Consider the following 24,251-nt stretch of genomic DNA (forward strand, 5'->3'; position numbering starts at 1 on the left):
ACCCGATGGCAACGCGCATCATCGCTGTTCGCTTCCCTGCTGGCGCAGCGCCAAGGTCGCGTTCACCATGCCGGCTTGCTCCTGCGCATTGATCGTCGCCTCGACCACCGATATCCGCGCCGTCTTGTTCATTTCATCAAGCCACTGGACCGTATCCGCAAACGACACGCCGCTTAGTTGAACGCGGGCCTGGTCCCCGGTCACGGAAAGACTTTGCGATTTCAGCCCGCGGCGTGTCAGCGACGACTCGATGGTTTCGCGCGTCATCGGCGCCGGCGGGGAAGCCGTCTTGCTGCCGAGGGCGGCTGCCTCCTTTGCCATTGCCTGTACCTGCGCGGCCTGCTGGCGCAATGCCGGCAATTGCTTTTGCAAACTCTCGCGGCCGCTAAGCGCCGGGTCGATCAACAGCACATACAGCAGGCCCAATACGATGACGACCGCCGCGGCGAGCAGCATGTTTTGTTCGCGCTTGTTGCGCTCGCTCCAGAATGCAGCCACGGATTGCTTCAATGCGTTTGCGTTCACTTGGCGCTCCTGATTTGCCATACGCCGGCGCTTGGCTGTGAAATGGATAAGTTACGTGTCGCCAGCGCACTTTCGAGCCGCTCCACGGAAGCGTTGCTGCCCGGCTTGAGCTTGACGGTCAGAGCGCGATCCCGGTATTCCAGGGAAGCGACCGGCGCGGAGCCCTGTCCGCTTGCAGCCCACGCTTCGGAGAACGCCGCCGAAAGCGCCAGGAAATCGTCGGGCGCAAGCTGGCCTGAATCGCGACGGGCTGCCGCCATTTTCTGGCGCAACTGTGCGAGAGGATCGACGATCACGGTCTCTTTCGGAAACGCCGCACGGTAGCTTTGCACCATGCCGTTGCGTAGCGCCTCCGCTTCCCGCTTGAGCCGAAGCCAATCGACATTCAGTGCAATGATATGGACCGCCGCCACTGCTGCAGCAAGAATCAGCGGCCAGCGCCACGGGCGCCAGTCGAATTTCGGACCTGCTGCACCGATTCCGCTCATGAGGTCGAGCGTGACACGATCCGCCCCTTCGATCCAGCGCTGCCAGCTGTCGGCATGCAGGGCGATGCGCTCGTTCAGTGCGGGCGCGACGTGCAGCGACTCCTCATAGTCTCGCAGTCGTGTCGGCGGCACATAGAGGTCGATCCGCCCTTGCGGTGCGAGCGCGCCGATCGACTGCATCACTTCGAACGCGGCAGACTCGGGCTGGTCCGGCAGGATTGACAGGCCGATGCCGTCCTGCTCGGACAAGCGAATGGCGACGGACACGTCCGAACCCTGCTCGGTTGTCGCAGCACTCACGGTATCCGGCTGGTACGGCAGGCACAACTGCGCAGGCAAGGCGGCAACGTGACGCGCACCGAGCGCCTGCAATGTCCTGTGCAGGATTTCCAGCCAGCCGCGCGCCACTACACCGACGGTGCGCAAGTCATCGCGCGACTCGCCTGCCACCACGACGCAATCAGCCGGATCGCTCATCAACTGGTCTTCAACCAGGTTCGGCAACGCGGCTTTCAGACGTGCGGCAGACATCGGCGGGACTTTTACACGCAGCAGCGTCACGTCGCTTGCGGCAAGCAGCAGCACCACGCGTTGTGCGCGCTTGACGGGCTCCGACAATTCGGACAGTGCTGCAACGCCTTCGCGCTCGATCGTGCCTCGCGTCGCGACCGAAGCAAACTCGCAGTACAGCGGCATGCCGGGTTGCAGCTCTTCGGCGGCGGTGTGTGATGGCAGGCGGATGTACAGTGTGCTCAAGATGTCTCGTTCTTTCTTATTAGTCTTCGCGGATCCAGAGGACCTTCGGATTGCCGGCACTACGGTCGATCAGTGCCTGCATTTGCATCCCTGCGCGGTTCAGGCGCACGTTGCCGTTGATCAGGAAGAAGCTGGTCTTGACATCCACCATCCCGGTGCCGGAACCCAGCAGCTTGCCCTGTGCCTGCAAGCGTTGCGTGAACTCGCCATGGTTGCGAAACCATGCGTTTTCCCTTGCGGCAACGATTGCTGCGGCATCGGAAAGTGACAGTGTATCAATTCTTGCAGCAAGTACTTCGGCCGGAGCCGTATTAACATTGATCGCCGTCGAACCCGGCAGCACAACCAGAAAGTCCTTGATACTCGCCAGTATCTCGGGCGTGAAACCCGGCACGGCGAGCAGGTCGTCCACGTGGACAATGGTCATGGGCTGCGGCGTGGTGGCGTTGTTGCTTCCCTCTGGCTGCTTGCGCTGCGCAGAAGCCATCAGTTGTCCGGCAGCCTGGGCCAGCGCGGGATTCTGGCGGGCGTTCAGGAGAAGCCGCCCAAGGACCGCAACCTCGGCAGGCTTCGGCCCGCCTGTCGGATCGCAGCACATGTTGTTGAGGTTGAAGCGCGCTTGCGCATCGACGATCCCGCCGGACAATGCAGCATCAGGCACATCGCCGTTCGCGGAGGCATTCTCGACATATTGGTCGAGGCGCGTCTCGGCCAGCGGCACTGCCCACGGTTCGCCAAGATGGTCTGTCGCGGAGAATTTTTTGTCTTCGCGCAGAATCAACCGCGTCCAATCCAGTGCGCCGCGCAGGATCCATTGCTTTTGCAATTGCAGCCGCTGGTTCTCGATGGAGCGCACCTGCACCTGTTGCTGCCAGAAGAGGCTGGCGACAATCGTGATGGCCAGCGTTGTGAGCAACAGTGCGGTAATGACTGCAACGCCGCGCTGGTGCCGTAGTGAACGCGCGTTCATGCCGCCCCCAGCAGGAAGAGTTTGATCAGGCGCGCCGGCCTGTCACGCAGCTGCAGTGCGACTTCGAGCCCGGTCTCGGCGGAAGGACGTACGCCGGGAGCAGCCTGCGGCGCAGGACTGTCCGTGGTGCGCCAGCCGACGCCCTCCACCCATGTGCGGATCGCCATCTCGCTGACGCTTGAATGCAGCACAACCGCTTGGGACTGGTCTGAGTCGCTCAGTGCCGCCGTCCATGCGGCATCCAGCTCCCTCAGATCGCGCGTGGCGATGGATTCGCGCCGTGTCAGCACACCGTCGCGGATGCGATATGCGATGACCTGCACGCGCGATGGCTGGTTCTCTGTGAACACCTGGCGCACCAGCGTAAGCCGGCCTTCCTGCGTCGACAGGACCGGACGACCGCCGACAATGTTGGCTGTAGCGATGTGGCCGCAGTCGCTCTGCATCTGCGCAAACGCCAGCTGCAGCCCGCGCGTCTCTGCCAGGTCGGCATTCAAGGAGACACGTGCCCGGATGATACTGTCGAGGCCGCGCCAGCCAAGGACGGCAACGATCGCCAGCACGCTGATCGCCACCAGCAACTCTACAAGGGTGAAACCGTGGCGCCGATTGGTCATCGTTCAGGTCCCCGAAACAATCTGCGCCAGCTTGATGATGCGCCGGCCGGGGTCATCGACATCGTAAACACTGACTTCAACGCGCCTGAAAAAAGGGTTTGGCGTTGCCAGCACTTCCTCTTCGCAGGTCAAACGCAATTCTCCTTGCGGACAGGCAAAGCTGCGCTTGCCGAAAGCGGGGAATTCGTGCGCGAGGCGGATCTGCGCGAGGCGATTTTCCGCCGACCAGGTCGCCATCATCGACGCGCGCAGTGCGCTGCTGTTGGTCGTCAGGCTGCCGATCGCGCGCAGGCTCGCGCCAAGCGCGGTCCCCACGACCACCAATGCCACCAATACTTCGAGCAAGGTGAATCCGGCAATTCGCAGGAGTCTCTGATGAGGACGCCGAGGCCGGTTCGGGTGCCGCATGTCATTCCACCTCAAAATGGCCGATGCCGTCGGCACGGATGGCGACGCTCGCCTCGCCGCTCGACATGGTTAGTACAAACGGCTTGTCAACAGGCTCACGGCCGAACACGATACGCAAAGGGTCGGTCTGTGCGGCAACGGCAGGTGAAATGGACAAGGCAATGGGCGCTCGCTGAAACTCCCGCTCGCGCAGCATGTCGTCCTGCGACAGCGGCTGCCACTGCTCATTCTCGCGAATCAGGAAGCGATAGCGATCCGCTTCCGCCTCGAAGGCAATCGGTCGATTGCGCACAATCGCTTCGTCGCGTGCCAGCTGCAACAAGAGCGCAATGCGTTGCGCCTCGTTTTCAAGCGCCTTGCGCTCGCCGGGCATCGCATTGAATGTCACAAGCCCGAGCAGGAGGCCGGCAATCACCAGCACGACCAGCAGCTCAAGCAGGGTAAAGCCGCGCGCCGACGAGGACGGCGCGCTCAGGGTTTTACGTTTGCGTGCAGCGGCTACAGATCCCACGAGCCGATATCAGCATCGTTGCCGGTGCCGCCAGGCTGGCCGTCGGCGCCGTAGGAGAAGACATCGACCTCACCGCGCACGCCCGGTGACAGGTACTGGTACTGGCCACCCCACGGATCCTTCGGCAGCTTGTCGAGATACCCGCCAGATTTCCAGCCATTGGCGGCCGGACCGCTGGTCGGTTTCTGCACCAACGCCTGCAGCCCCTGTTCAGTGGTCGGATAACGGTGATTGTCGAGCTTGTACAGCTTGAGCGCGGACATCATCGTCGCAATATCCTGCCTGGCCGCAGTGATACGCGCATCATCGGCGCGCCCCATCAGTTTTGGCACCACCAAGGCGGCGAGGATGCCCATGATTACGACCACGACCATGATTTCGATCAGGGTGAAGCCACGCTGCTTGGCCTGCGCGAAGGAATGGCGGAAGGTAGGAAAAGCTTTACGCATAGGGAGAAGGAAGTCACAAAAGTAACAACAAAACGGGAGTATAAGCCGAAGCTGGAGTCTTGGTCAGAATGGCGATACCCTCCGGACGCTTCATTAAAAGAGACAGTCCGCATGGAAAAAAGTGCCCGTGGGAATATTGTAGTAACCGGCGATTACCCGTATTGATCTTTCACAGTGAACAATACTCTCCTTACTTATTAAAAGGAGACGATCATGGCGGCAAAGACCATCCTGATGCTGGTTGGAGACTTCGGTGAAGACTACGAAATCATGGTCCCGTTCCAAGCGCTGCAAGCCGTTGGCCATGAAGTCCACGCCATCTGTCCCGACAAGAAAGCCGGCGACTTTGTGATGACGGCAATCCATGACTTCGAAGGCCAGCAGACCTACTCGGAAAAACCCGGGCACCGCTTTACGCTGACGCATGACTTTGCGTCTATTCAAGTACAAACCTATGACGCCTTGCTTCTACCCGGTGGACGTGCACCGGAATACCTTCGGCTGGATCCGACATTACTGGAAATGGTGCGCCACTTTGCACAAGCAAACAAACCGATCGCCGCGATCTGCCACGGTGCGCAAATCCTTGCTGCTGCCGGCGTACTCGAGGGCAAACGCTGTTCAGCCTATCCTGCCTGCCGCCCGGAAGTAGAAAAAGCGGGCGCACACTATGCGGAGATCGACGTGAACACAGCGGTAACTGACGGCAATCTCGTCACGGCACCGGCGTGGCCGGCCCATCCCGCATGGATAGCGCAATTCCTCAAAGTGCTGGGAACGCAAATCGTGCTATAAGAATCGCCAGTCCCTGTCCTGCGAGGAGCGAACATGTGCGAGATTTTCGTGAAGGCCGATCCCCACTTGTACGAATGCCGTGCTCGCTCCATCCGTCTGCATGGCGCCGTCACGTCGATCCGGCTGGAGAACTTATTCTGGCAAACGCTCGATGAGATTGCAAAGCGCGATCGGCTGACGACCAGCCAGCTGCTCAGGAAACTGCATGATGAATTGGTGGAATACCGCGGGGAAGTCGACAACTTTACATCCTTCTTGCGCGTGTGTTGCCTGCGTTATCTTTCGTTGATTGCAGCAGGCACCATTTCAAGCGACAAGACTATTTCATTGGCGGGTATACCGATTTCCGTTCCGTCATTTCTTGCAGGCCAGCGCGGAACAAAGACAGGGCTCGTGCAGTCTCGATAGCATCGGGCACGCCTCTGAAGCCCAAACAAAAAGGAGATCCTCCATGGCGCTGCGTCATCCGACTTCCGGGGAACTAGTTGATATTCGCCCGCTGGGAGACAAACTCGTAGACACGCCGTCGACTGCCTTGGTCCGAACAGAGGACTTTGAAGTGATGCGGATGATTTTGCCTATGGGGAAATCCGTCCCACAGCATCACGTGCCCGGCGAACTGACGATTCAATGCCTGGAGGGAATAGTGGAATTACAGGCGCATGGCAAAACGGTTGCCATGCGCGCCGGGGACTTGGTATTTCTTGCTGGCGAAGTCCCCCATGCGCTATACGCACTGGAGAACTCGGCCATCCTCGTAACGATGGTGCGCAAACCCACCAACAATACGGTTTAAATTTCTACAGAAGGTCTTGACGCAGGACTTTTACGGGGCGAGTCAGAACGAATTAGAACGCCTCATTCCTGGGATCCCGCGACAGCAGGCGCTCGACCATCTCACGCGGCGAATCGCCATCGAACAACACGGCGGCAACGGCATTCGTAATCGGCATCTCGACGCCTTTCTCTCGCGCGAGATCGCGTACCGCTTGTGCACACCGCACCCCCTCCGCGACGTGCCCGAGTTCGGCAACGATAGTGTCGAGTTTCTTGCCTTGTGCCAGTCCCAAACCAACCTGACGATTACGCGACAGGTCACCAGTACAAGTCAGGATCAGGTCCCCCATGCCGGCGAGGCCCATGAAGGTTTCCGGACGCCCGCCCAAGGCAATGCCCAGGCGGGAGATCTCTGCCAGTCCGCGCGTGATCAGGGCGGCACGCGCATTCAGACCGAGGCCAAGCCCATCCAGTACGCCGGTGGCAATGGCAAGAATGTTCTTCACCGCGCCACCGACTTCCACGCCAATCAGGTCATCGGTTGCATAGACCCGAATCGAACGTCCGTGGACGGCGCGCACGACACGGCTGCGCAATTCAGGCGTATGAGACGCGATGGTCAGTGCGCAGGGCATGCCGCGCGCGACTTCCTGCGCAAACGATGGCCCCGACAGTGCGCCGTTGGGAATCGCCGCTCCCAGCACTTCGTGCACGACCTGATGCGGGAGCAGGCGCGTGTTTTCCTCAAACCCCTTGCATAGCCAGACGATGTTCGGGATGCGGCAGGGACGCAGACGTTCGGCAAGCGGACGCAAACCAGCCACCGACGAAGCCACAATCAGCAGGCGCTCGCCGGGACCATTTGCGTGTGCCACAGCCGCATCGAAGTCGGCTGTAATTTCCAGGCCCGCTGGCAGTGCAAACCCCGGCAGGTATGCGGCATTTTCGCGCTTCGCGGCGGCTTCCCGCATCGCGTTTTCTTCGCGCCCCCACAACACGACGTTGTGCCGGTCCGCGAGTGCAATGGCCAGCGCGGTACCCCAGGCGCCTGCGCCGAGGATGGTGATATTCATCGGAACCTGATTGATCTGGGCCGCATTTGCTGCCATGGCTGATATTCCCTGTTATTCGCCCCAGACTTCGGCAGCACGTACGAAGCCGCCCTGGCCGTCGCGATGCCGAACCTTGACCCATCCTGCGGGACCGTTCTCGACCAGGTCGAGCAGCACATTGCGATCCGCCGTGAAGACGACGGCCGCCGCATCGGCTGCATTCTCGCGCACGCGTGCGCCGGCGACTGTGACCACGACATTGCGCTTGGGGGTCAGGAATCTGGATTCGACCCAGGCCAGGTCGCCCACTGCGTCGCGCACCTTGGTCCAGGTTCCATAGGTAAGAACGACTTCGACCGGCATGCCGCGCGGCGCGACGAACACCTTGCGTCCCTTCGCGGAGGGTGCATCGTACAGGACTGCCGGGGCAGACCCCACAGATTTGAATTCAAGCGCATGCGCCGCATTTGCGGCACCCAACATGGCGACGGACAAGATAGCCAGACGCATGGTTTTCATCCACATCCTCCCAAACTTGCTTCGGCCGGCTCGGAAATCCCTATGCGCCGTTCCTTGGCTGAGCCGGATCGGAGCGGAATCCCTGCCGGGTTTTCTCATTAATGCTTCGCAGCCGTGCCGTCGGGCATCACGATGCCGGCGCCGCCCTGCGCTTGCTGCTGCTGTTGTTGCAATGCCTGCAGTCGTTGCTGGTAGAACGCCTCGAAGTTGATTTCCGCAAGGTGCACCGGAGGGAAGCCCGCACGGGTGATCATGTCGGCGATGTTGGCGCGCAGGTATGGATACACGATGTTCGGGCAGCCGATGCCGAGCAGCGGATCGAGCTGTTCCTCCGGAATGTTGGCCGCCTCGAAAATGCCGGCCTGCTTGCCTTCAACCAGAAATGCGACCTTGTCCTTGATCTTGGAGGTCACGGTGATGGTGACGGTCGATTCGAAAATCGTTTCTGCGAGTCGCTCGACGCCGACGTCCACCGCGACTTCGATATTCGGAGCTTCCTGCTCGAGGAAGATGGCTGGAGAATTCGGCTGCTCCAGCGACATGTCCTTCAGGTAGACGCGCTGGATCTGGAACACGGGTTGGTTGTTTTGTTCGGACATGGATTGCTTTCGATGAGAGTCAGAAGGAAAAGGGACGGCAGGCAAGCCGTCCCTTCACTGCGATAATGCTAACACTTCAAATTGCAGATACCGCCAATTATTCGCCCGTTCATTCGCCTTGCAGCAGCGGATCAAGCTTGCCGGCATGATCCAGCGCGCTGAGGTCGTCAAATCCGCCGACATGGGTGTCGCCGATATAAATCTGCGGCACAGTGCGACGGCCAGTTTTCTGCATCATTTCTGCGCGTTGCTCAGGTTGCAGGTCAACGCGGATCTTCTCGATGTTCTCGACACCCTTGGACTTCAGGAGCCGTTCCGCCATGACGCAATACGGGCAAACGGCGGTGCTGTACATTACAACGCGTGCAGTCATGATGATATTCCTTACTTGGTGGTCGGCAGGCCTTGCGCCTGCCAGGCAGCGATGCCGCCATTAAGGCTGAATGCCTCGTTAAAACCGGCTTTCTTGAGTTGCGCAGCAGCCTTCGCGGACTGTACGCCGGTCTGGCAGACCGCGATCACCGATTTCGACTTGAACTTCTCCAACTCGCCGAGACGGTTAGGCAACTCTTTCAGGGGAATGTTCTTGGCGTCGCGCAGGTGTCCCGCAGCAAACGCGTCGGGCTCGCGCACATCGAGGATCACGCCTTTGCCCTGATTGATCAGCTGGGTCGCCTGCAACACCGATACTTTTTCGCCACGGCGCTGCAGATTCGGCCATAACAAGGCGCCGCCCGAGACCAAGACCAATGCAATCAGCCAGATGTTATCAATGAAGAAATTCACAATACTCCAATAGTTCCAATGGTTTTAAGCAATCCCAGCATTATAAAATAGAAGCCGAAACAGCATTCCGATTTGGTCCGACCAAGCAATTTCCACCAGTTCCTTTACTTTCTCCCTATAAAAACCATGTACAAAATCGTATTCATGCGCCACGGCGAATCGACGTGGAACCTCGATAATCGCTTCACCGGCTGGACCGACGTCGACCTGACCGAGAAAGGCATTGCCGAAGCGCGCCAGGCCGGCAAGATCCTGAAGGAAGCCGGATTCACATTTGACCTGTGCTACACCTCCGTACTCAAGCGTGCAATCCGCACACTGTGGCTGACCCTGGACGAGATGGACCTGATGTGGCTGCCGGTCGTGCACGACTGGCGCCTGAACGAGCGCCACTACGGCGCGCTGCAAGGACTGAACAAGGCCGAAACCGCAGCGAAGTACGGTGACGACCAGGTTCTGGTCTGGCGTCGCAGCTACGACGTGCCGCCGATGCCGCTGGATGCCAACGACCCGCGCGCCTCGTACAACGACCCGCGCTATGCCGGCCTGAAGAAGGAACAGATCCCCCTGACCGAGTGCCTGAAGGACACCGTCGCCCGCGTGATGCCGGCATGGGATGAATCCATTGCACCGGCCATTCGCGCCGGCAAGCAGATCCTCATTTCCGCCCACGGCAACAGCCTGCGCGCACTGATCAAGTCGCTGGACGGCATCAGCGACAAGGACATCGTCGGCCTCAACATTCCGAACGGTCAGCCGCTGGTGTATGAGCTGGATGCCAACCTGAAGCCGATCAAGAGCTACTACCTGGGCGACCAGGCCGCCATCGAAGCCGCCATGAAGGCCGTGGCGAGCCAGGGAAAGGCGAAATAACGCCTTCCCATGCAATACATGCCGGACCCGGAGCGATCCCCCTTGCCTGTTCAAAGCCGCCCTTGTGGCGGCTGGCGGGGGCTCGCGGCCGTATGGATGACGGCGCTGCTGCTGAGCACGCCGGCATCCGCCAACAAGGTCACCGAACGCACCAAGCAGAAACGTGCCGCCGAGGCCGAGCGCGCCGAATTGCAGCAGAAACTCACCGAACTCAAGCGCGACATTACCCAGACGGAAACGGCCAAGAGTCACGCTGCCGATGCGCTGGCATCGTCGGAAGCCGCAATTTCGGAAGCCAACCGGGCATTGCACGAACTGGCCGACGACCAGCGCCGGATCGAAGCCAAGATCGACGAACTCTCCACCGAACAGGACAGGCTTGCCAAGGCCATCGGCGACCAGAAACAGCGGCTTGCAAGACTGCTGCGTGACCAGTACATCGCCGGCAACGAAGACCGCATGAAGCTCCTTCTCTCCGGCGACAATCCGAACCGCATCAACCGGGAGTTGCAGTACATGGGCTATGTATCACAAGCCCAGGCGCGCCTGATCGACGGACTGCGGGCCAACATGCTGGCGGTCGAAAACAACAAGCTTGCGACTCAGGAAGCCAAGGAAGAGCTTGACGAAGTCGCGCAAGAGCAGCGGACGCAAAAGACGCAACTGGAGAAGGAAAAGGCCCGGCGCGCGACGCTATTGGCCCAACTGTCGTCCAAACTGGCCGCGCAACGCAAACAGGCAGGAAATATCGAGCGCGACGAACAGCGGCTGGCAGGCCTGGTGGGGCGGCTTGCAAAGTTGATAGAAGAACAGCGCAAGGCCGATGCCGCAGCGGCGGAAAAGCGCCGCCGGGAGCAGCTCGCTCGCGCCAAGGCGAAAAATGAAGCCATGGCTGCTGCCAGAATGAGCTCGCTCAAGACGCCCGGGCGCAATCCTGATGCAATTGATGATGATGAACCGCCAACAAAATTGTTGGGGCGAAATGAACTCACACCCGATGCCAGCGTCCAAGACGGGGCGAACGGTTATGGTTCCGGGCGCGGGTTTGCTGCGCTCCGCGGCCAACTGCGTCTTCCGGTTCGGGGCGACCTGCTCGCAAAATACGGCAGCAAGCGAGGAGACGGGCCGAGCTGGAAAGGCCTGTTCATCCGGACGGCCGAAGGTGCGGAGGTGCGCGCAGTCGCTGGCGGCCAAGTGGTATTTGCCGAGTGGCTGCGTGGTTTCGGCAACCTGATCATCATCGATCATGGCAGCCAGTACATGACCATCTACGGGAATAACCAGGCAGTACTGAAACGGGCGGGAGACATTGTCAAAACAGGGGATATCATCGCCAGCGCGGGCAATAGCGGCGGCAACGAACAATCGGGTTTATACTTTGAAATGCGGCATGAAGGCCGCGCATTCGATCCACTTGGGTGGATAACTATTAGGTGAGACATGGGCAGCAAACTTAAAAACTTCGGCCTTATCGGTTTGGGCGTCATTGCGGGCATCGCCGGGTCGATGCAGTTCGAGGCAAACGCGCAGAAAAGCGCGTCACCACTCCCGCTGGAAGAACTGCGCCAGCTGGCCGACGTATTCGGCTTGATCAAGACCGATTACGTCGAGGCGGTCGAGGACAAGAAGTTGCTGACCGAAGCGATCTCCGGCATGGTGGCCTCGCTGGACCCGCACTCCGCCTATCTGGACAAGAAGGCGTTCAAGGAGTTGCGCGAAGGCACGCAGGGCAAGTTCGTTGGCCTCGGCATCGAGGTCGGCATGGAAGACGGCTATGTGAAGGTGATTTCGCCAATCGAGGATTCCCCCGCATTCAAGGCCGGCCTGAAGGCTGGCGACCTGATCACCCGCCTCGACAACATGCCGGTCAAGGGCCTGACGCTGGATGAGGCAGTCAAGCGCATGCGCGGCGAACCGAATACCAAGATCACGCTGACCATCGCCCGCAAGGATGAGGACAAGCCGATCATCGTCACGATCGTGCGCCAGGAAATCCGCGTACAGAGCGTGAAGTCCAAGGTCGTCGAACCGGGTTACGCCTGGCTGCGCATCACGCAGTTCCAGGAGCCGACGGTCGATGACATGGCGAAGAAGATCAATGCAATCTATGCACAGGAACCGAATCTGAAGGGACTCGTGCTGGATCTGCGCAACGATCCGGGCGGCGTGCTGCCTGGCGCCATTGGTGTATCAGCCGCCTTCCTGCCGAAGGATGTGGCGGTCGTGTCAACCAACGGCCAGCTGGCTGACTCCAAGCAGACTTTCTACGCACGACGCGAGTTCTATACATCCTCCCGCATGTCGGCCACCGACCCGCTGGCCAAGCTGCCGGAAGCGGTCAAATCGGTGCCGATGGTCGTTCTGGTGAACACCGGTTCCGCGTCTGCATCGGAAATCGTCGCGGGTGCTCTGCAGGACTACAAGCGCGCTACCATCATGGGCACACAGACCTTCGGCAAGGGTTCGGTGCAGACCATTCGCCAATTGTCGGCGGATACGGCAGTCAAGCTGACGACAGCGCGCTACTACACGCCGAACGGCCGCGCCATCCAGGCAAAGGGCATCGTCCCCGACCTGCTGGTGGACGAAACGGCGGAAGGCGACGGCCTGAATGGCCTGCGCCTGCGTGAAGCCGACTTGCAGAAGCATCTTTCCAACGATAAGGACAAGGACGAGAGCGCACGCAAGATCGATGAGCTGGAAGAAGAACAGCGCCTTGCCGCCCTGGAGAAGAGGCGCAAGCCGCTGGAATTCGGCAGCAAGGATGACTTCCAGCTCGCACAGGCACTGAACCACCTGAAAGGCCAGCCGGTGCAGCTGTCGAAGTCCGCGAAGATCGAAAGCAAGAAGGAAAACACCATCAACGAGACGAAGAATGGTGACAAGAACGGAAACGGAAACGGAAACGGCGAGAAGAAATAAGCCGGACATCCGATAAGACCTGAAAGGCCGCAGCGATGCGGCCTTTTTCATTTTCCGACGGCGCCCGAAGCACATAGGAAGCAACATATGCTGTGACAAAAATACTGCGTGCGGGCGCCAGTACAGTTCCGCCGAGATGCGCATGGCGGCATAACGATGGGCGCGATTAGAATGCATGACACCAACTCTGCCCTATACACCTATGCAAAGGTGTTAAGCTAGCTCGCCTGCATCGCCCAACCCAGACAACGCTCCATGAACGACAACCAGCTTCTCCGCTATTCCCGCCATATTCTCCTCGACGAAATCGGTATCGAAGGCCAGGAAAGGCTGCTGGCTGCACACGCGCTGGTCATCGGTGCCGGCGGACTTGGTTCGCCGGTCGCCTATTATCTTGCTTCCGCGGGCATCGGCAGGATCACGCTGGTCGATAACGACACCGTCGATCTCACCAATCTTCAGCGCCAGATCCTGCACACTACGGAGCGTGTCGGGCAACCGAAGGCGCAATCAGGCAAACAGACTCTGGCGCAGATCAATCCGGAAGTCGAAGTCGTCGCTCTGAATGAACGCGTTCAGGACGAACGCTTGTCCGAGCTGGTGCGCAATGCCAGCGTTGTGCTCGACTGCAGCGACAACTTCGCCACGCGCCATGCGGTCAACCGGGCCTGCGTGACCCATCGCGTGCCCTTGGTTTCAGGAGCGGCGATCCGCTTTGACGGACAGATTTCGGTCTTCGATTCGCGCGTGGCGGACAAGCCGTGCTATGCCTGCCTGTTCCCGCCGGACCAGCAATTCGAAGAGGTGATGTGCTCGACCATGGGCGTGCTCGCGCCGCTGGTCGGCATTATCGGCACGATGCAGGCGGCAGAAGCATTGAAGCTCGCAGCAGGCATCGGCGACTCATTGGCGGGACGGCTGCTGCTGCTCGACGCGCGCAACATGGAATGGACCAGCATCAAGGTGGCCCGCAACCCGGGCTGCACTGTGTGCGGCCATCAGCACGCTAGTCCTGCGCCATGAGCGTGTGAGCGGAACACGTCGGCAGCGTGCTGACGTCGTCTTCATCCCGCGCTGCCGTTGCGCCCGGCATTCCGCCGTCGCCCTGCTCAGCGACGAATCTCTCGGTCGGCTCTTCGAACACCGCGCGATAGCGCGTATAGATGTCGAAATGGCGGCTTTCGATCGATATGCTTTTTTCCAGATGAGCCGGATTTCCCACCGACTCTTGTTGTTTCGAGAAGCCGGGATCGAGCAGCCCGCCCGGCCTTTCACTCCATCGTTCAACGCCGGTCTCGCATCCCGCCAGTGGCATCATGGCGACGGCCATCTTCACCGCGGAAACGGTGCGCCTGAACTTACGCTTGGTCATGTCATCCCCCTGCCGTGATTATTGGTGTTTCGGTCCTAGCCTCCTTGGCATGTATCAAGCGCCTGCAGTAGCAAACGCGCCGCGGTTGGGGCGCCTCAAAAGTCGGTCACATCGCAGCGCATTTCTGCCACACGCAACACGCCAGGCGCCGACGAAGCGCATTTGCGAGTGCTACAATCGAACGGTCGTTTTCATTTCTCGCGCGCAACTTTTCTCCTCCTTCATGTCCTTAGCCGACCTCGCCAAGCTGGTATTTCTTTCCGCAATCTGGGGTGGGTCGTTCATCTTCCTTCGCATTGCCGTGCCGGAAACCGGCCCTTTGCTGACCGCGACCTTGCGCACCACGCTCGCCGGAATTGCGCTGATGGCGTATGCGACGGCAACCGGAGTGCCAATGAACTGGCGCGCCAACCTGAAACCATATGCGGTGGTCGGCTTGTTTGCGGCAGCCATACCGTTCACCTGCTTTTCCTTTGCCGCGCTCTTCCTGCCCGCCGCGCATTCGGCCGTGCTCAATTCCACGGCACCGCTGTTCGGCGCGATGTTCTCGGTCCTGTGGCTGGCGGAGCGCCTCACGCTGAGCAGGATTGCCGGGCTGGTGCTCGGCATCATCGGTGTCGCGATCCTTGTAGGGGCGGGCACGCTGGCGCTGAATGCATCGACACTGGCCGCGGTCGCCGCCTGCCTTGTCGCGGCGGCATGCTATGCGCTGTCGAGCATCATCGTGAAGAAAACGGGTACACCGGGCGGGATCCATCCGATTGCCATGGCAACCGGCTCGCTGGTGCTCGGCGGGCTGATGATGCTTCCCGCCATTCCGTTCACCCTGCCTTCCACCGTCCCGTCGGTACCGGCAATGATCAGCATCGCTGCCATGTCGTTGCTGTCCTCCGGACTGGCGCAGGCGCTCTTCATTCCGCTCATCGTGAAAGTCGGGCCGACCCGTGCCATGAGCGTGTCGTTCCTGATTCCGCTGTTCAGCATGCTGTGGGGCGTCATCTTCCTCAAGGAGCCGGTCGGTGCGGCAACGCTCATCGGCGGCATCGTCGTGCTCACTGCGATGGGCCTGGTGCTGGCCCCGTCGCATCTTGCGCCTGTCGCCAAGGACGCTTGAACCGCATGCGTTCCAAAGACCTTGCCTTGCGCCATCCTTTACTGATCGCGCTCGCACTGTCGCTTGGCGCTGCCATATCGCTCGGCATATCGCGCTTTTCGTATGCGCTGCTCCTGCCGCCAATGCGCGATGACCTCGGCTGGTCCTATCTGCTGGCCGGCACGATGAACACCGCCAATGCATTCGGCTATTTCGTCGGCGCGCTCATCACGCCGCTGGTGATGCGCCGCCATCGCGCGCAAACGGCCTTCGTCGGTGGCGCATTACTGACCGGTATCTTCATGCTGGTGTCCGGCTTCGTCACGGATGCCGGCATGCTGCTGTTGCAACGCGTGCTGGCAGGGATTGCGAGTGCTTTCATCTTCATTTCCGGCGGCGTGCTGTCGGCTCGCCTGGGAGCGATACACGCGCACCGCGCCGGCTTCCTGATCGGTTTGTACTACGGCGGTACAGGCTTTGGCATTGCGTTGTCGGCGCTGCTGGTCCCGGCGACATTGAGTGCTGCTGCAGCGAGTGGAACTGCACATGCATGGCAATGGGCGTGGCTGGCCTTAGGCGGCGTCTGTTTCGCCATGATCTTGCTGATGGCGCGCCCGGCAGGCGCCGTCGAGGGAACGATTCCCGCCGGTGGTGCGCATGGCCATTTCCGGATCCGCGATTTCGCCTACGGGTTGGCCGGCTACTTCATGTTCGGCGTCGGCTACATCGGCTACATGACCTTCGTCATTGCGCTGTTGAAGGAACAGGGGCTGTCGGCATCGGTCATCACGGTCTTCTACGCCGTGTTGGGGCTCGCCGTCGTGGCGTCCTCGCGCATCTGGGCACGCATGCTGGATCGGTTCAAGGGCGGCCAGTCGCTGGCCATCCTGAATGCGCTGCTGGTCGTCGCCACCCTGCTGCCGGTCATCAGCACGGCGCTGGTTGCCGTGTTCGTCTCGGGTATCCTGTTCGGCGCTGTATTCCTGTCCGTCGTGGCGTCGACGACCGCACTGGTGCGCCATAACCTGCCGCAGCACGCGTGGTCGACCGGGATCAGCGGATTCACGACCGTCTTTGCCTTCGGGCAGATTGCCGGACCGACAGTGGTCGGTTGGATCTCCGACAGCGCCGGCGGCTTGCAGCGCGGGCTGTTGTTCTCGGCAAGCGCGTTACTGCTCGGCGCTGTCCTCGCTTCGCGCCAACGTGCGCTGGCGCAACAAGGTCATGCGTAAGACGACGTAATGCCATGTCCGAATGCGACCAGCCGCCATGGGCACTAGCGGCTATGCTGTCACTTTCCTCATTCTGAATTCATCATGCGTAATGCAGACATTGTCCGCCTCCTGGGCCTCGCCGCAATCTGGGGAGCATCGTTTCTTTTCATGCGCATCGTCGCGCCGGTGCTGGGTGCCTTGTGGACCGCTGAAGTGCGCGTTGCACTTGCGGGAATCGCGATGCTGCTGGTCATGGCGGCGACGCGGCGCGCAATGCGCTTCAGGGAGAACTGGCGTCAGTACCTGATCGTGGGAACCTTCAACTCCGCAGTGCCGTTCGCCTTGTTTTCGTATGCCGCCCTAACGCTACCGGCCGGCTATTCCGCCATCCTGAATGCGACCAGCCCGCTATGGGGAGCGCTGGTCGGCGCAGCCGTGCTTGGCGAGAGCATGACCGCACGCAAGCTCGCCGGTCTGGGTTGCGGCATTGCGGGCGTTGCCTTCCTGGTGCGGCTCGGGCCAGCGCAGTTTTCGCCGCAACTGCTGCTGGCGGCACTGGCATGCGTGAGTGCGGCACTGTGTTACGCGATAGCCGGCGCCTATTCCAAGAAACAGTCAGGGGGAATCGCACCACCGATGATGGCAACCGGCTCGCAGATCGGCGCTGCCCTCGTCTTGCTGCCCTTGCTGCCGACGTCGCCAATCCGCGGCGAAGTAACACCCTTCGTGATGCTGATCGCGGCACTGCTTGCCTTGTTGTGCAGTGCAGTTGCCTACCTGATTTATTTCCGGCTGATTGCGGATCTCGGGCCGACAAGGGCACTGACGGTGACGTTCCTGATCCCGCTCTTCGCGATGCTGTGGGGCGCGCTGTTCCTTCAGGAAGCGATCACCGTCAATACCCTGATCGGCTGTGCAATGGTGGTGCTCGCCACCTGGCTGGTCGTATTCCAGCCGCAGGTGGTGCAAGCGGAAAAAGCCTAAGGCCGTGTTTGACAAGCTACTGCGCGGCCCGGATTGATGTCTGCGGTGCTCGGCGTACCAGTCGTACGCGTGCGCTCCTCGACACCACTCCGAACCGCTCGGTACGCTTGTCAAACACAGCCTAGGGCCAGCCAACCGTTGCCGGCAACGCGCCGCGCAATGCATTGCATGCGACGACTGCATCCGCGCGCCGCAAATCGTCAAGCGTCAGATGCCTCTCCCGTACCTTCCATGCGGGATCGGCCAGCAGCACGGAACGCATCACGCCGGGCAAGAGACCGGCATCGCGTGGTGGCGTGTACCAGTGGCCATCGAGCCTGACCAACACGTTGCTGCGTCCGCCCTCGGTCAACTCGCCGCGCTCATTAAAGAAAAGCATGTCGAACGCACCTTGCGCCTCGGCGGCCCGCCAAGCCGCATCATACGACTCGCGCACGGTGGTCTTATGGCGCAGGAAAACGTCGTTGGAAACCGTGTGCGTCGATGCAAGCAGCAGCTTAACCGGCACCGCCAAGGGCGCAAGCGGCGCCGTCTGTAACAGGCAGCTGCCATCCTGCCGAAGCGCCAGCCGCATCCGGTGCGGCTCATCCGAATCCAGCGATGCACACGCATGCTTGACTTGACGGCGGATGGCCTGCTCATCGCATGCGAAACCAAAGTAGCCTGCAGAAGCACGCAGCCGCTGCAGATGCAGCTCGACATGCCGGCAACCATCGGCGCGCGTGGCATGCATCGTCTCCAGCAGTTCAAACTGTTGCGGCAGTCCTGTCAGGAAGCGTGCCTTCAGGCGGCACTCTGCAAACTCGTCTGCGGCAATGCTGTCGTAAACGATGCCGGCACCGACGCCCATTTCCCCTTTGCGAACACCCGCCGCCTCGGGCTGCAAAACCAGCGTACGGATCGGTACCGACAGGCAGAAATCGCCAATACGACGCCCCGGGGATGCAGCATCGAACCAGCCGATCGCGCCGGTGTACAGCCCGCGCGGCGCGGTCTCCAGCTCCCGGATGATTTGCATCGTGCGGCGCTTGGGTGCGCCTGTGATCGAACCGCAGGGATAGAGCGCGTGGAACACGTCGGCAAGTCCGGCATCCTCGCGCAATTGGGCCTGCACCGTCGACGTCATCTGCAACACGCTGCTGAAGCGATCGACATGGAACAGCGCCGGCACCCGTACAGAGCCAAACGTCGCGACACGTCCGAGATCATTGCGCAGCAAGTCGACGATCATCAGGTTCTCGGCGCGATTCTTTGGATCATTAGCGAGTGCCGCGGCGCGCGTTGCATCCACCGCCGCATCGCCGCTTGCTGCAGCCGTGCCCTTCATCGGTTGCGCCGTCATGATGCCGCCGGCGTGCCGCATGAACAGTTCCGGCGACAGGGACAGCACCGCCCCGCCATCCGGCAGCATCACCAGTGCGCCGTAGGGAACCGGTTGCCGCTCGCGCAGGCGCCGGTACAGCGCCAGCGGCCGACCATAAGCGTCGAATCGCAGCCGATAGGTGTAATTGATCTGGTAGGTGTCTCCTGCCTCGATGTAGGCATGGATGCGCGCAATCGCGGCTGCGAACTCCTGCTCGTCGACGCTGGAGGTGACGTTGGCGACGCCCGCCGGGGTTTGGGCAGTGTCGCGCTGCGCCAGCCACTGATCCACCTGGGCAGTAGACATGCGCTCGCAATGCTTGAAAAGCAGCACTTGCGCAAGGGGCTGCGTCGCGACATCGGCGGAGGCGGTTGCAGTATCAATTTCCTGCAACTGCGCACCGAGTTCGTAGGTGAACAGGCCGACGGCATGCAGTCCTTGGGACAGTGCCTCTTGCATACGCAGCAGAACGTCCGGAAGCTCCTCTGGGCAGTGGCAGACTAGCGTCCCGACATAGCCGGTATGCAAGCGTGAGCGCAGGTCGGCCTCGCTGGCATCGCAGTCATCCAGGAGCGCGAAGCAATCGACAGCAGGGTTGAACGAGGAATCCACAGCAGTACCGGACGAGGGAAGGAGAGATGAAGGCAAGAATCGTTCGCAGGGCGTGCAAGCATCGCCGCCAAAAACCGTATTGTAAATCGCTGCGCGGTTGCCGCCGGCTGCCACGGCCGGCTGTCACCGTCAGCTGCCGCGCTTGGAAAGATAAATCCCCCAAAGCAGCAACGCGCCACCGGCCATCTGTATTGGACCGATAGCTTCCTGGAAGATGATCCATGCAGCGATGGCGGCGGTCAGCGGCTGGATTAGCAGGCTGACCGAAGCCAGCGATGCCGGCAGATGCGCAAGTGCATAGGCAATCACCGTCTGCCCACCGATCTGCGCAACCAGCGCCAGCGCCAGCAACGGCAGCCAGCCGCTCAGTTGCTCCGGCCAGAACGCACCGGGGGACGTCAATGCAAACGGCAGCAGCGCGAGGCCGGTGATCGTGGTGCTCCATGCCATCAGGCGCGCGGTCGAGTACTGGTTGCGCGCATCCTTGATCACAAGCTGATAGGCAGCATAGAACACTGCACTGCCCAAGCCCAGTGCATCGCCCAGCAGCTTGTTGCCGCCGCCACTAGCGGCGTTACCGGCATTGCCGCCGGCGGCATTCGACCCGACCAGTATGACCGCCCCCACCAGCGCAATCACCATGCCGACGATGAAGATGCGGGAGAAGCGAACGCGATAGGCAATCCACACCCAGAGCGCGATGAAGATCGGTGCAAAGTTCGACAGCAGTGTGGCGTTAGCGACGGTTGTGTAGTGCAGCGCGAGGTGCCACAGCGCCATGTCGCCGGCGAAGTAGATGCCCGCCAGTGCCAGCACCGCTGCAAAGCTGCTGCGCTTTCCGGCCGCATCATCCTGCTTGCGCACGGCAAGGGCCCACGCCCACAGGAAGGGAGCGGCCAGGGCCATGCGCCAGAACGCGGACGCAATCGGGTTGACGTCGGACAGCCGCATGAAGATGCCGGCAAATCCGATCGCCATGCCGCCCAAAAGCAGGGACGCAAACGCCAGTGCGGGGAAGTTCTTGTTCGTTGTCATGTTCGGCAGCCCGGTTACGAAGGCTGAGAGTGTACTGAGATTTGGGGTGATACGCTGTGCCTGTTATGCAGGCATGACGTGCCGGAGGGCAGGATGGGGAATGACGGCATCGCGCTCCGAATAATGCGAAAACTGCCGCGCTGTGCGGCGCAGGAAGGAGCGACTAAGAGATGGAAAAACGGGGCAAATTCGGGCCGAACGTTGCAGAAATGTCCCGACGCCGATCGCCTTACGCCAGCAGCATGCTGACCTGTGCTTGTGCGTCGTCGGTTGGCTTCTGCTTGAAGCCGCTCTTGGCAAAGCGGTGCCAGCGCCCCACGACCAGACTGGTGATCAGATTCGCGCGCACCGCGGCTTCCGATTCCTTGGCCTGCCCTTGGGAGGCGGCGACGCGTAGCGCCTGGCGAATTGCCATTTCGACACGTTCGATGAACTGGTTCATGCGCACCTGAAGCCGCTCGTCCTCATTGACCAGCGCATCGCCGATCAGCACGCGTGTCATGCCCGGATTACGCTCTGCAAAACTCAGCAGCATGGTGGTGATCGCCTGCACCTGCGACAGCCCGTTCTCCTGCTGTTCGCTGATCTGGTTGATCAGTCCGAACACGCTCGTCTCGATGAACTCGATCAGGCCCTCGAACATCTGCGCCTTGCTGGCAAAGTGCCGGTACAGCGCGGCTTCCGACACCTCCAGCTTTGCTGCCAGCGCAGCCGTGGTGATCTTTTCTCCCTTGGGTTGCTCCAGCATTGCTGCAAGCGTCTGGAGAATCTGGAGTTTGCGTTCGCCCGGTTTTGTAGTTGCCATGATGTGATGGTGGTGTGAGCAATCGAAAAGGGGTTATGCGCTCAATCGATGCAGCATTGCCGGAAGTTGCCTTACGGATTTTACTTTGACATCGGCGTAAATGGGGCGCTTTGTGAACCGGGACACCGGCCGGTTGCCGGCGAGCTGATTCAGATTCGGACTGGAGGCGAGGTACTGCGTCACCCAGGCGGTACGCATGCCAAGGGATTTTGCCGCCTTCAGGTTGTCGACGCTGTCCTCCACCAGGATGCAGCGGCGGGCCGTGGTGCGCTCCTTCGCCATCAATTTGCGCAGCAGATGCCGCGACGGCTTCGGGCGCAACTGCCGGTGCACCTGCATCGCCTCGATCGGAATGTGCTTGGCGAAGTGCCGGTGCAGGCCGATATGGCGAATCACGTCGTGCGAGTAGCGGCGCGGGCCGTTAGTCAGCAGGATCTTCCGCCCCGGCAGGCGCTTGAGCAGCCGCGACAGGCCGCGTTCGGTACGGATCATCGCCGTCAGGTCGTCGAAACGGTGCGCCTCGTGCAGAAAATCCTCCATCCGCACTTGGTGATGACGCACCATGCCCAGCAGCGTCGCACCATAACGCTTCCAGTAGGCCAGCCGCACGGCATTCACGGTTGCATCGTCTGCCGGCACGCCAGCCTCGCCGAGCACCGTTGCCATATATGCATTCATATTGGCATTAATGGCCGGGAAGATCGCATGCGATGCGTTGTGCAGCGTGTTATCGAGGTCGAACAACCAAATCGGCTTGGGCATCTGTTAGAGTGCCTCGGCGCACGCTAGCTTGCTCCTGCAGCGCCCAGGGAGAATGATGAAGTACGGGTTTGTTATTTTAATAAGCTTGGTAGCAGGTCTTTTCATACCGGCAGTCCACGCAGAGAATAATGCAGCACCACAGGCTGCGGCACAAGCCGCAAGCGCACCTTCCAGAGGTGCGCTGTACCGGATACGCCACCATGATGGCGGCACAAGTTATCTGTTTGGAACGAACCATGCCGGTAGACCCGAACTCCTGCCGCTTGAAGGTGAAGTCATGCACGCACTCGCCTAGGCAGCAAGCTGGTGCCGGAGCTAAACCTACGCAACAACCTGCCGTTTCAGAGTCACTGAATAAACATGACATGTGTACGGACAGCGGCATGACAGACAATCGCCTCTCCACCGACAGCCTGCCGCAATTGCAAAAAGTGCTGCAAGACTTCGGCATCCCGCATGAGAAGGTGTGGCACACGAAGCGACGGCTGCTGATGAACGTGCTGACCGACCTCGACTTTGAGCGCAACGATCCTGCTCGACCGACGCAATCGGGAAATGGCCGACAAAATCGAAGCGCTGTTGAAGCAGGGCGAGAATAGCGTTGTCGGCTCGGCTTGCCGCATCTGGTGGTTGAGAACGCCGTGTCGGCTGTATCGAGGGGTATGCGATGGAGAAGCCAAATTAAGCTGGGATTTCGCCGCGTTGAACGGCGATATCCCTAATGCACTTCTCGAGAGCGACCTTGCGGACCGCCACCCATAACTGATAACGGGACGGTACCTCGAGTGCCGATATAGGGCGTTACTTCTCCGACGTCGCCACTACTGCCGGCGCCTTCACGGACTGCGCTTTGGCGGGCTGTTTCTCGTCCTGCTGTCCGTCCCACAGGCGCTGTACCGCGACACGGTCGAAGGGCGGAAGGAGTTCGCGATTGACGGATGCATTCCCCAGTACCGGGTAGTTCGCCTTGAACAGCGCTACATCCTTTTCTGACCGATCATCGACGGTGACGTCCCACGTCCCGGTGGACATTCCCGCAACCGCTTGGTCAATCAAGGGAACCAAGGGGCCTGCGCGGAACTCACCCTCTTGGCGCGGACGAAGTTTCGCGGTGACGCGGCCGACATACGTGATCGAATTCGGCGACACGTCCAGATCAAGATAAAGCGGCACGACAAACAAGCTTGCAATCGGGAAGGCATTCGCATTGCCCATAATCTCGGCCAACCTGTACTTGCCAGGTTCGAGCGCCATGCGCGCCAAATAGACAGTGCGTCCATCGTCGACGACTGTATCAACATCACTGTTCAGCTTGAAGTTCTATCGTTCTTCCTTGCTCTGGGCATTTGGCTTCTCGAGCTTGACGACAAATGGATTAGGCACATAACGACTTTCGTCTGATCGCGAAACGTCAATCGTCATCAGCACGACCGACTTCGCTGACGTATCGACAGTACGCGATTCCTTGTCAAATGCCATCTCATTGACCGTCGCACAGCCCGTCAAAGCAAGTCCCATTAGTGCAGCAACAAACAATCGTTTCATTTCATATCCTCCCATTGATAAAAATATTCAGTGTTTTTATTGTCGATTTTTGAGTGCATCAACGCTGTGCTTTTATGACTTGAAGTAGATAATCAATTCCCTGCCATTCCTGCAGCCTTGCTGATGCGCCCCATAGGAAAGCGGCATTGCGTTTATAGCAAGCGCCAGTCTAAATATCGAGCTCAATTATGTTTATTAGACAAGATGGTATATCGGCTTCCACGACGCTTGCCATACCACGAACATGGGAACGGAGCATTGCGGCGATGGGCGCTATCCGGTCAATGCGACCGTGACCTGCCCGGTTTTTTCGGACCACGCTAACTTGGGATAGCTCCGGTTGATAAAGTTGTTGCTGCTTTCTTGCTGAACGCTTCCGGGGTTTCGTAGTTCAAGCTGGAATGCGGCCTGACGCGGTT

30 protein-coding genes are annotated in these 24,251 nt (G+C 60.3%); 11 read left to right on the forward strand and 19 right to left on the reverse strand.

Going from position 1 to position 24,251, the window contains the following annotated elements:
- Positions 1-18: 18 nt before the first annotated feature.
- From gspM to gspG, 7 genes are read right to left on the reverse strand one after another with little or no spacing between them, the layout of a single operon-like run.
- Entirely contained in the window at positions 19-525 is a 507-nt protein-coding gene (gene gspM / locus ACYVIA_RS05380; protein WP_460838630.1) for a type II secretion system protein GspM, read from the reverse strand.
- The gene (gene gspL, locus ACYVIA_RS05385) at positions 522-1,769 is read right to left on the reverse strand and encodes a type II secretion system protein GspL (RefSeq protein ID WP_460838631.1); all 1,248 of its coding nucleotides are present in this window, start codon (positions 1,767-1,769) and stop codon (positions 522-524) included. The genes gspM and gspL overlap by 4 nt, the downstream gene beginning before the upstream one ends.
- Positions 1,770-1,788: 19 nt before the next feature.
- A complete protein-coding gene (gene gspK / locus ACYVIA_RS05390; RefSeq protein WP_460838633.1) occupies positions 1,789-2,739 on the reverse strand; it encodes a type II secretion system minor pseudopilin GspK in 951 nt (316 codons plus the stop codon).
- Positions 2,736-3,356 (reverse strand): PulJ/GspJ family protein, encoded by a 621-nt coding sequence (locus ACYVIA_RS05395; RefSeq protein WP_460838634.1) that lies wholly within the window; start codon positions 3,354-3,356, stop codon positions 2,736-2,738. Before ACYVIA_RS05395 ends, gspK begins: the two co-directional genes overlap by 4 nt.
- A gap of 3 nt (positions 3,357-3,359) precedes the next feature.
- Positions 3,360-3,764, reverse strand: coding sequence for a type II secretion system minor pseudopilin GspI (gene gspI, locus ACYVIA_RS05400; protein WP_460838637.1), 405 nt, complete (start codon positions 3,762-3,764; stop codon positions 3,360-3,362).
- A gap of 1 nt (position 3,765) precedes the next feature.
- Positions 3,766-4,275, reverse strand: coding sequence for a GspH/FimT family pseudopilin (locus ACYVIA_RS05405; RefSeq protein WP_460838639.1), 510 nt, complete (start codon positions 4,273-4,275; stop codon positions 3,766-3,768).
- Positions 4,263-4,724, reverse strand: a complete 462-nt coding sequence (gene gspG / locus ACYVIA_RS05410; RefSeq protein WP_460838642.1) for a type II secretion system major pseudopilin GspG — start codon at positions 4,722-4,724, stop codon at positions 4,263-4,265. The genes ACYVIA_RS05405 and gspG overlap by 13 nt, the downstream gene beginning before the upstream one ends.
- Positions 4,725-4,937: 213 nt before the next feature.
- On the opposite strand from gspG, the gene ACYVIA_RS05415 reads away from it, so the two are divergent.
- Genes ACYVIA_RS05415 through ACYVIA_RS05425 form a run of 3 tightly spaced genes read left to right on the forward strand, consistent with a single transcriptional unit; the run spans position 4,938 to position 6,315 of the window.
- Entirely contained in the window at positions 4,938-5,519 is a 582-nt protein-coding gene (locus ACYVIA_RS05415; protein WP_460838645.1) for a DJ-1/PfpI family protein, read from the forward strand.
- A gap of 33 nt (positions 5,520-5,552) precedes the next feature.
- The gene (locus ACYVIA_RS05420; protein ID WP_460838646.1) at positions 5,553-5,927 is read left to right on the forward strand and encodes a ribbon-helix-helix domain-containing protein; all 375 of its coding nucleotides are present in this window, start codon (positions 5,553-5,555) and stop codon (positions 5,925-5,927) included.
- A gap of 43 nt (positions 5,928-5,970) precedes the next feature.
- Positions 5,971-6,315, forward strand: a complete 345-nt coding sequence (locus ACYVIA_RS05425) for a cupin domain-containing protein (protein ID WP_460838648.1) — start codon at positions 5,971-5,973, stop codon at positions 6,313-6,315.
- Between the two features lie 52 nt (positions 6,316-6,367).
- Here ACYVIA_RS05425 and ACYVIA_RS05430 read toward each other — a convergent pair whose 3' ends face one another.
- The 5 genes from ACYVIA_RS05430 to ACYVIA_RS05450 all read right to left on the reverse strand — a co-directional run bounded on the left by ACYVIA_RS05430 (position 6,368) and on the right by ACYVIA_RS05450 (position 9,252).
- On the reverse strand, positions 6,368-7,369 hold the full coding sequence (locus ACYVIA_RS05430; protein WP_460838730.1) for an NAD(P)H-dependent glycerol-3-phosphate dehydrogenase: 1,002 nt from the start codon (positions 7,367-7,369) through the stop codon (positions 6,368-6,370).
- Positions 7,370-7,420: 51 nt separating this feature from the next.
- Complete coding sequence (locus ACYVIA_RS05435; protein ID WP_460838650.1) at positions 7,421-7,867, reverse strand: SH3 domain-containing protein; 447 nt, start codon at positions 7,865-7,867, stop codon at positions 7,421-7,423.
- 98 nt (positions 7,868-7,965) lie between these two features.
- Complete coding sequence (secB, locus tag ACYVIA_RS05440) at positions 7,966-8,466, reverse strand: protein-export chaperone SecB (RefSeq protein ID WP_460838652.1); 501 nt, start codon at positions 8,464-8,466, stop codon at positions 7,966-7,968.
- A gap of 109 nt (positions 8,467-8,575) precedes the next feature.
- Complete coding sequence (grxC, locus tag ACYVIA_RS05445; RefSeq protein ID WP_460838654.1) at positions 8,576-8,839, reverse strand: glutaredoxin 3; 264 nt, start codon at positions 8,837-8,839, stop codon at positions 8,576-8,578.
- A gap of 11 nt (positions 8,840-8,850) precedes the next feature.
- Complete coding sequence (locus ACYVIA_RS05450; protein WP_460838656.1) at positions 8,851-9,252, reverse strand: rhodanese-like domain-containing protein; 402 nt, start codon at positions 9,250-9,252, stop codon at positions 8,851-8,853.
- 126 nt (positions 9,253-9,378) lie between these two features.
- On the opposite strand from ACYVIA_RS05450, the gene gpmA reads away from it, so the two are divergent.
- The 4 genes from gpmA (at position 9,379) to ACYVIA_RS05470 (ending at position 14,070) form a co-directional block, all read left to right on the forward strand.
- Entirely contained in the window at positions 9,379-10,125 is a 747-nt protein-coding gene (gene gpmA / locus ACYVIA_RS05455; RefSeq protein WP_460838658.1) for a 2,3-diphosphoglycerate-dependent phosphoglycerate mutase, read from the forward strand.
- Between the two features lie 96 nt (positions 10,126-10,221).
- Positions 10,222-11,562, forward strand: coding sequence for a murein hydrolase activator EnvC family protein (locus ACYVIA_RS05460; protein ID WP_460838732.1), 1,341 nt, complete (start codon positions 10,222-10,224; stop codon positions 11,560-11,562).
- Positions 11,563-11,565: 3 nt separating this feature from the next.
- Entirely contained in the window at positions 11,566-13,047 is a 1,482-nt protein-coding gene (locus ACYVIA_RS05465) for a S41 family peptidase (protein WP_460838659.1), read from the forward strand.
- A gap of 255 nt (positions 13,048-13,302) precedes the next feature.
- On the forward strand, positions 13,303-14,070 hold the full coding sequence (locus tag ACYVIA_RS05470) for a HesA/MoeB/ThiF family protein (protein WP_460838661.1): 768 nt from the start codon (positions 13,303-13,305) through the stop codon (positions 14,068-14,070).
- On the opposite strand, the gene ACYVIA_RS05475 is transcribed toward ACYVIA_RS05470, so the two are convergent.
- The gene (locus ACYVIA_RS05475; protein WP_460838663.1) at positions 14,054-14,419 is read right to left on the reverse strand and encodes a hypothetical protein; all 366 of its coding nucleotides are present in this window, start codon (positions 14,417-14,419) and stop codon (positions 14,054-14,056) included. The two genes, ACYVIA_RS05470 and ACYVIA_RS05475, sit on opposite strands and share 17 nt — an antisense overlap.
- A gap of 223 nt (positions 14,420-14,642) precedes the next feature.
- Between ACYVIA_RS05475 and ACYVIA_RS05480 the strand changes: the two genes are divergently transcribed.
- From ACYVIA_RS05480 to ACYVIA_RS05490, 3 genes are all read left to right on the forward strand, one after another.
- Positions 14,643-15,533 carry a DMT family transporter gene (locus ACYVIA_RS05480; RefSeq protein WP_460838665.1) on the forward strand — a complete coding sequence of 297 codons (891 nt, stop codon included), beginning with the start codon at positions 14,643-14,645 and terminating at the stop codon, positions 15,531-15,533.
- A 5-nt stretch (positions 15,534-15,538) separates the two neighbouring features.
- Positions 15,539-16,744: a YbfB/YjiJ family MFS transporter gene (locus ACYVIA_RS05485; RefSeq protein ID WP_460838667.1), complete on the forward strand. Its 1,206-nt coding sequence runs from the start codon at positions 15,539-15,541 to the stop codon at positions 16,742-16,744.
- A gap of 84 nt (positions 16,745-16,828) precedes the next feature.
- The gene (locus tag ACYVIA_RS05490) at positions 16,829-17,710 is read left to right on the forward strand and encodes a DMT family transporter (RefSeq protein ID WP_460838669.1); all 882 of its coding nucleotides are present in this window, start codon (positions 16,829-16,831) and stop codon (positions 17,708-17,710) included.
- A 121-nt stretch (positions 17,711-17,831) separates the two neighbouring features.
- On the opposite strand, the gene pabB is transcribed toward ACYVIA_RS05490, so the two are convergent.
- From pabB to ACYVIA_RS05510, 4 genes are all read right to left on the reverse strand, one after another.
- Complete coding sequence (pabB, locus tag ACYVIA_RS05495; RefSeq protein ID WP_460838734.1) at positions 17,832-19,685, reverse strand: aminodeoxychorismate synthase component I; 1,854 nt, start codon at positions 19,683-19,685, stop codon at positions 17,832-17,834.
- Between the two features lie 129 nt (positions 19,686-19,814).
- Positions 19,815-20,720, reverse strand: coding sequence for a DMT family transporter (locus ACYVIA_RS05500; protein ID WP_460838671.1), 906 nt, complete (start codon positions 20,718-20,720; stop codon positions 19,815-19,817).
- Positions 20,721-20,949: 229 nt separating this feature from the next.
- Positions 20,950-21,525 carry a nucleoid occlusion factor SlmA gene (gene slmA, locus ACYVIA_RS05505; protein WP_460838673.1) on the reverse strand — a complete coding sequence of 192 codons (576 nt, stop codon included), beginning with the start codon at positions 21,523-21,525 and terminating at the stop codon, positions 20,950-20,952.
- 33 nt (positions 21,526-21,558) lie between these two features.
- A complete protein-coding gene (locus ACYVIA_RS05510; protein WP_460838676.1) occupies positions 21,559-22,287 on the reverse strand; it encodes a pyrimidine 5'-nucleotidase in 729 nt (242 codons plus the stop codon).
- Between the two features lie 383 nt (positions 22,288-22,670).
- Between ACYVIA_RS05510 and ACYVIA_RS05515 the strand changes: the two genes are divergently transcribed.
- Positions 22,671-22,886, forward strand: a complete 216-nt coding sequence (locus tag ACYVIA_RS05515; protein WP_460838678.1) for a hypothetical protein — start codon at positions 22,671-22,673, stop codon at positions 22,884-22,886.
- Positions 22,887-23,088: 202 nt separating this feature from the next.
- Here ACYVIA_RS05515 and ACYVIA_RS05520 read toward each other — a convergent pair whose 3' ends face one another.
- Positions 23,089-23,541 (reverse strand): hypothetical protein, encoded by a 453-nt coding sequence (locus tag ACYVIA_RS05520; RefSeq protein WP_460838679.1) that lies wholly within the window; start codon positions 23,539-23,541, stop codon positions 23,089-23,091.
- Positions 23,542-23,607: 66 nt separating this feature from the next.
- Positions 23,608-23,832 carry a putative periplasmic lipoprotein gene (locus ACYVIA_RS05525; RefSeq protein WP_460838681.1) on the reverse strand — a complete coding sequence of 75 codons (225 nt, stop codon included), beginning with the start codon at positions 23,830-23,832 and terminating at the stop codon, positions 23,608-23,610.
- Positions 23,833-24,251: the final 419 nt, after the last annotated feature.

The sequence above is a fragment of the Noviherbaspirillum agri genome, assembly GCF_054780595.1.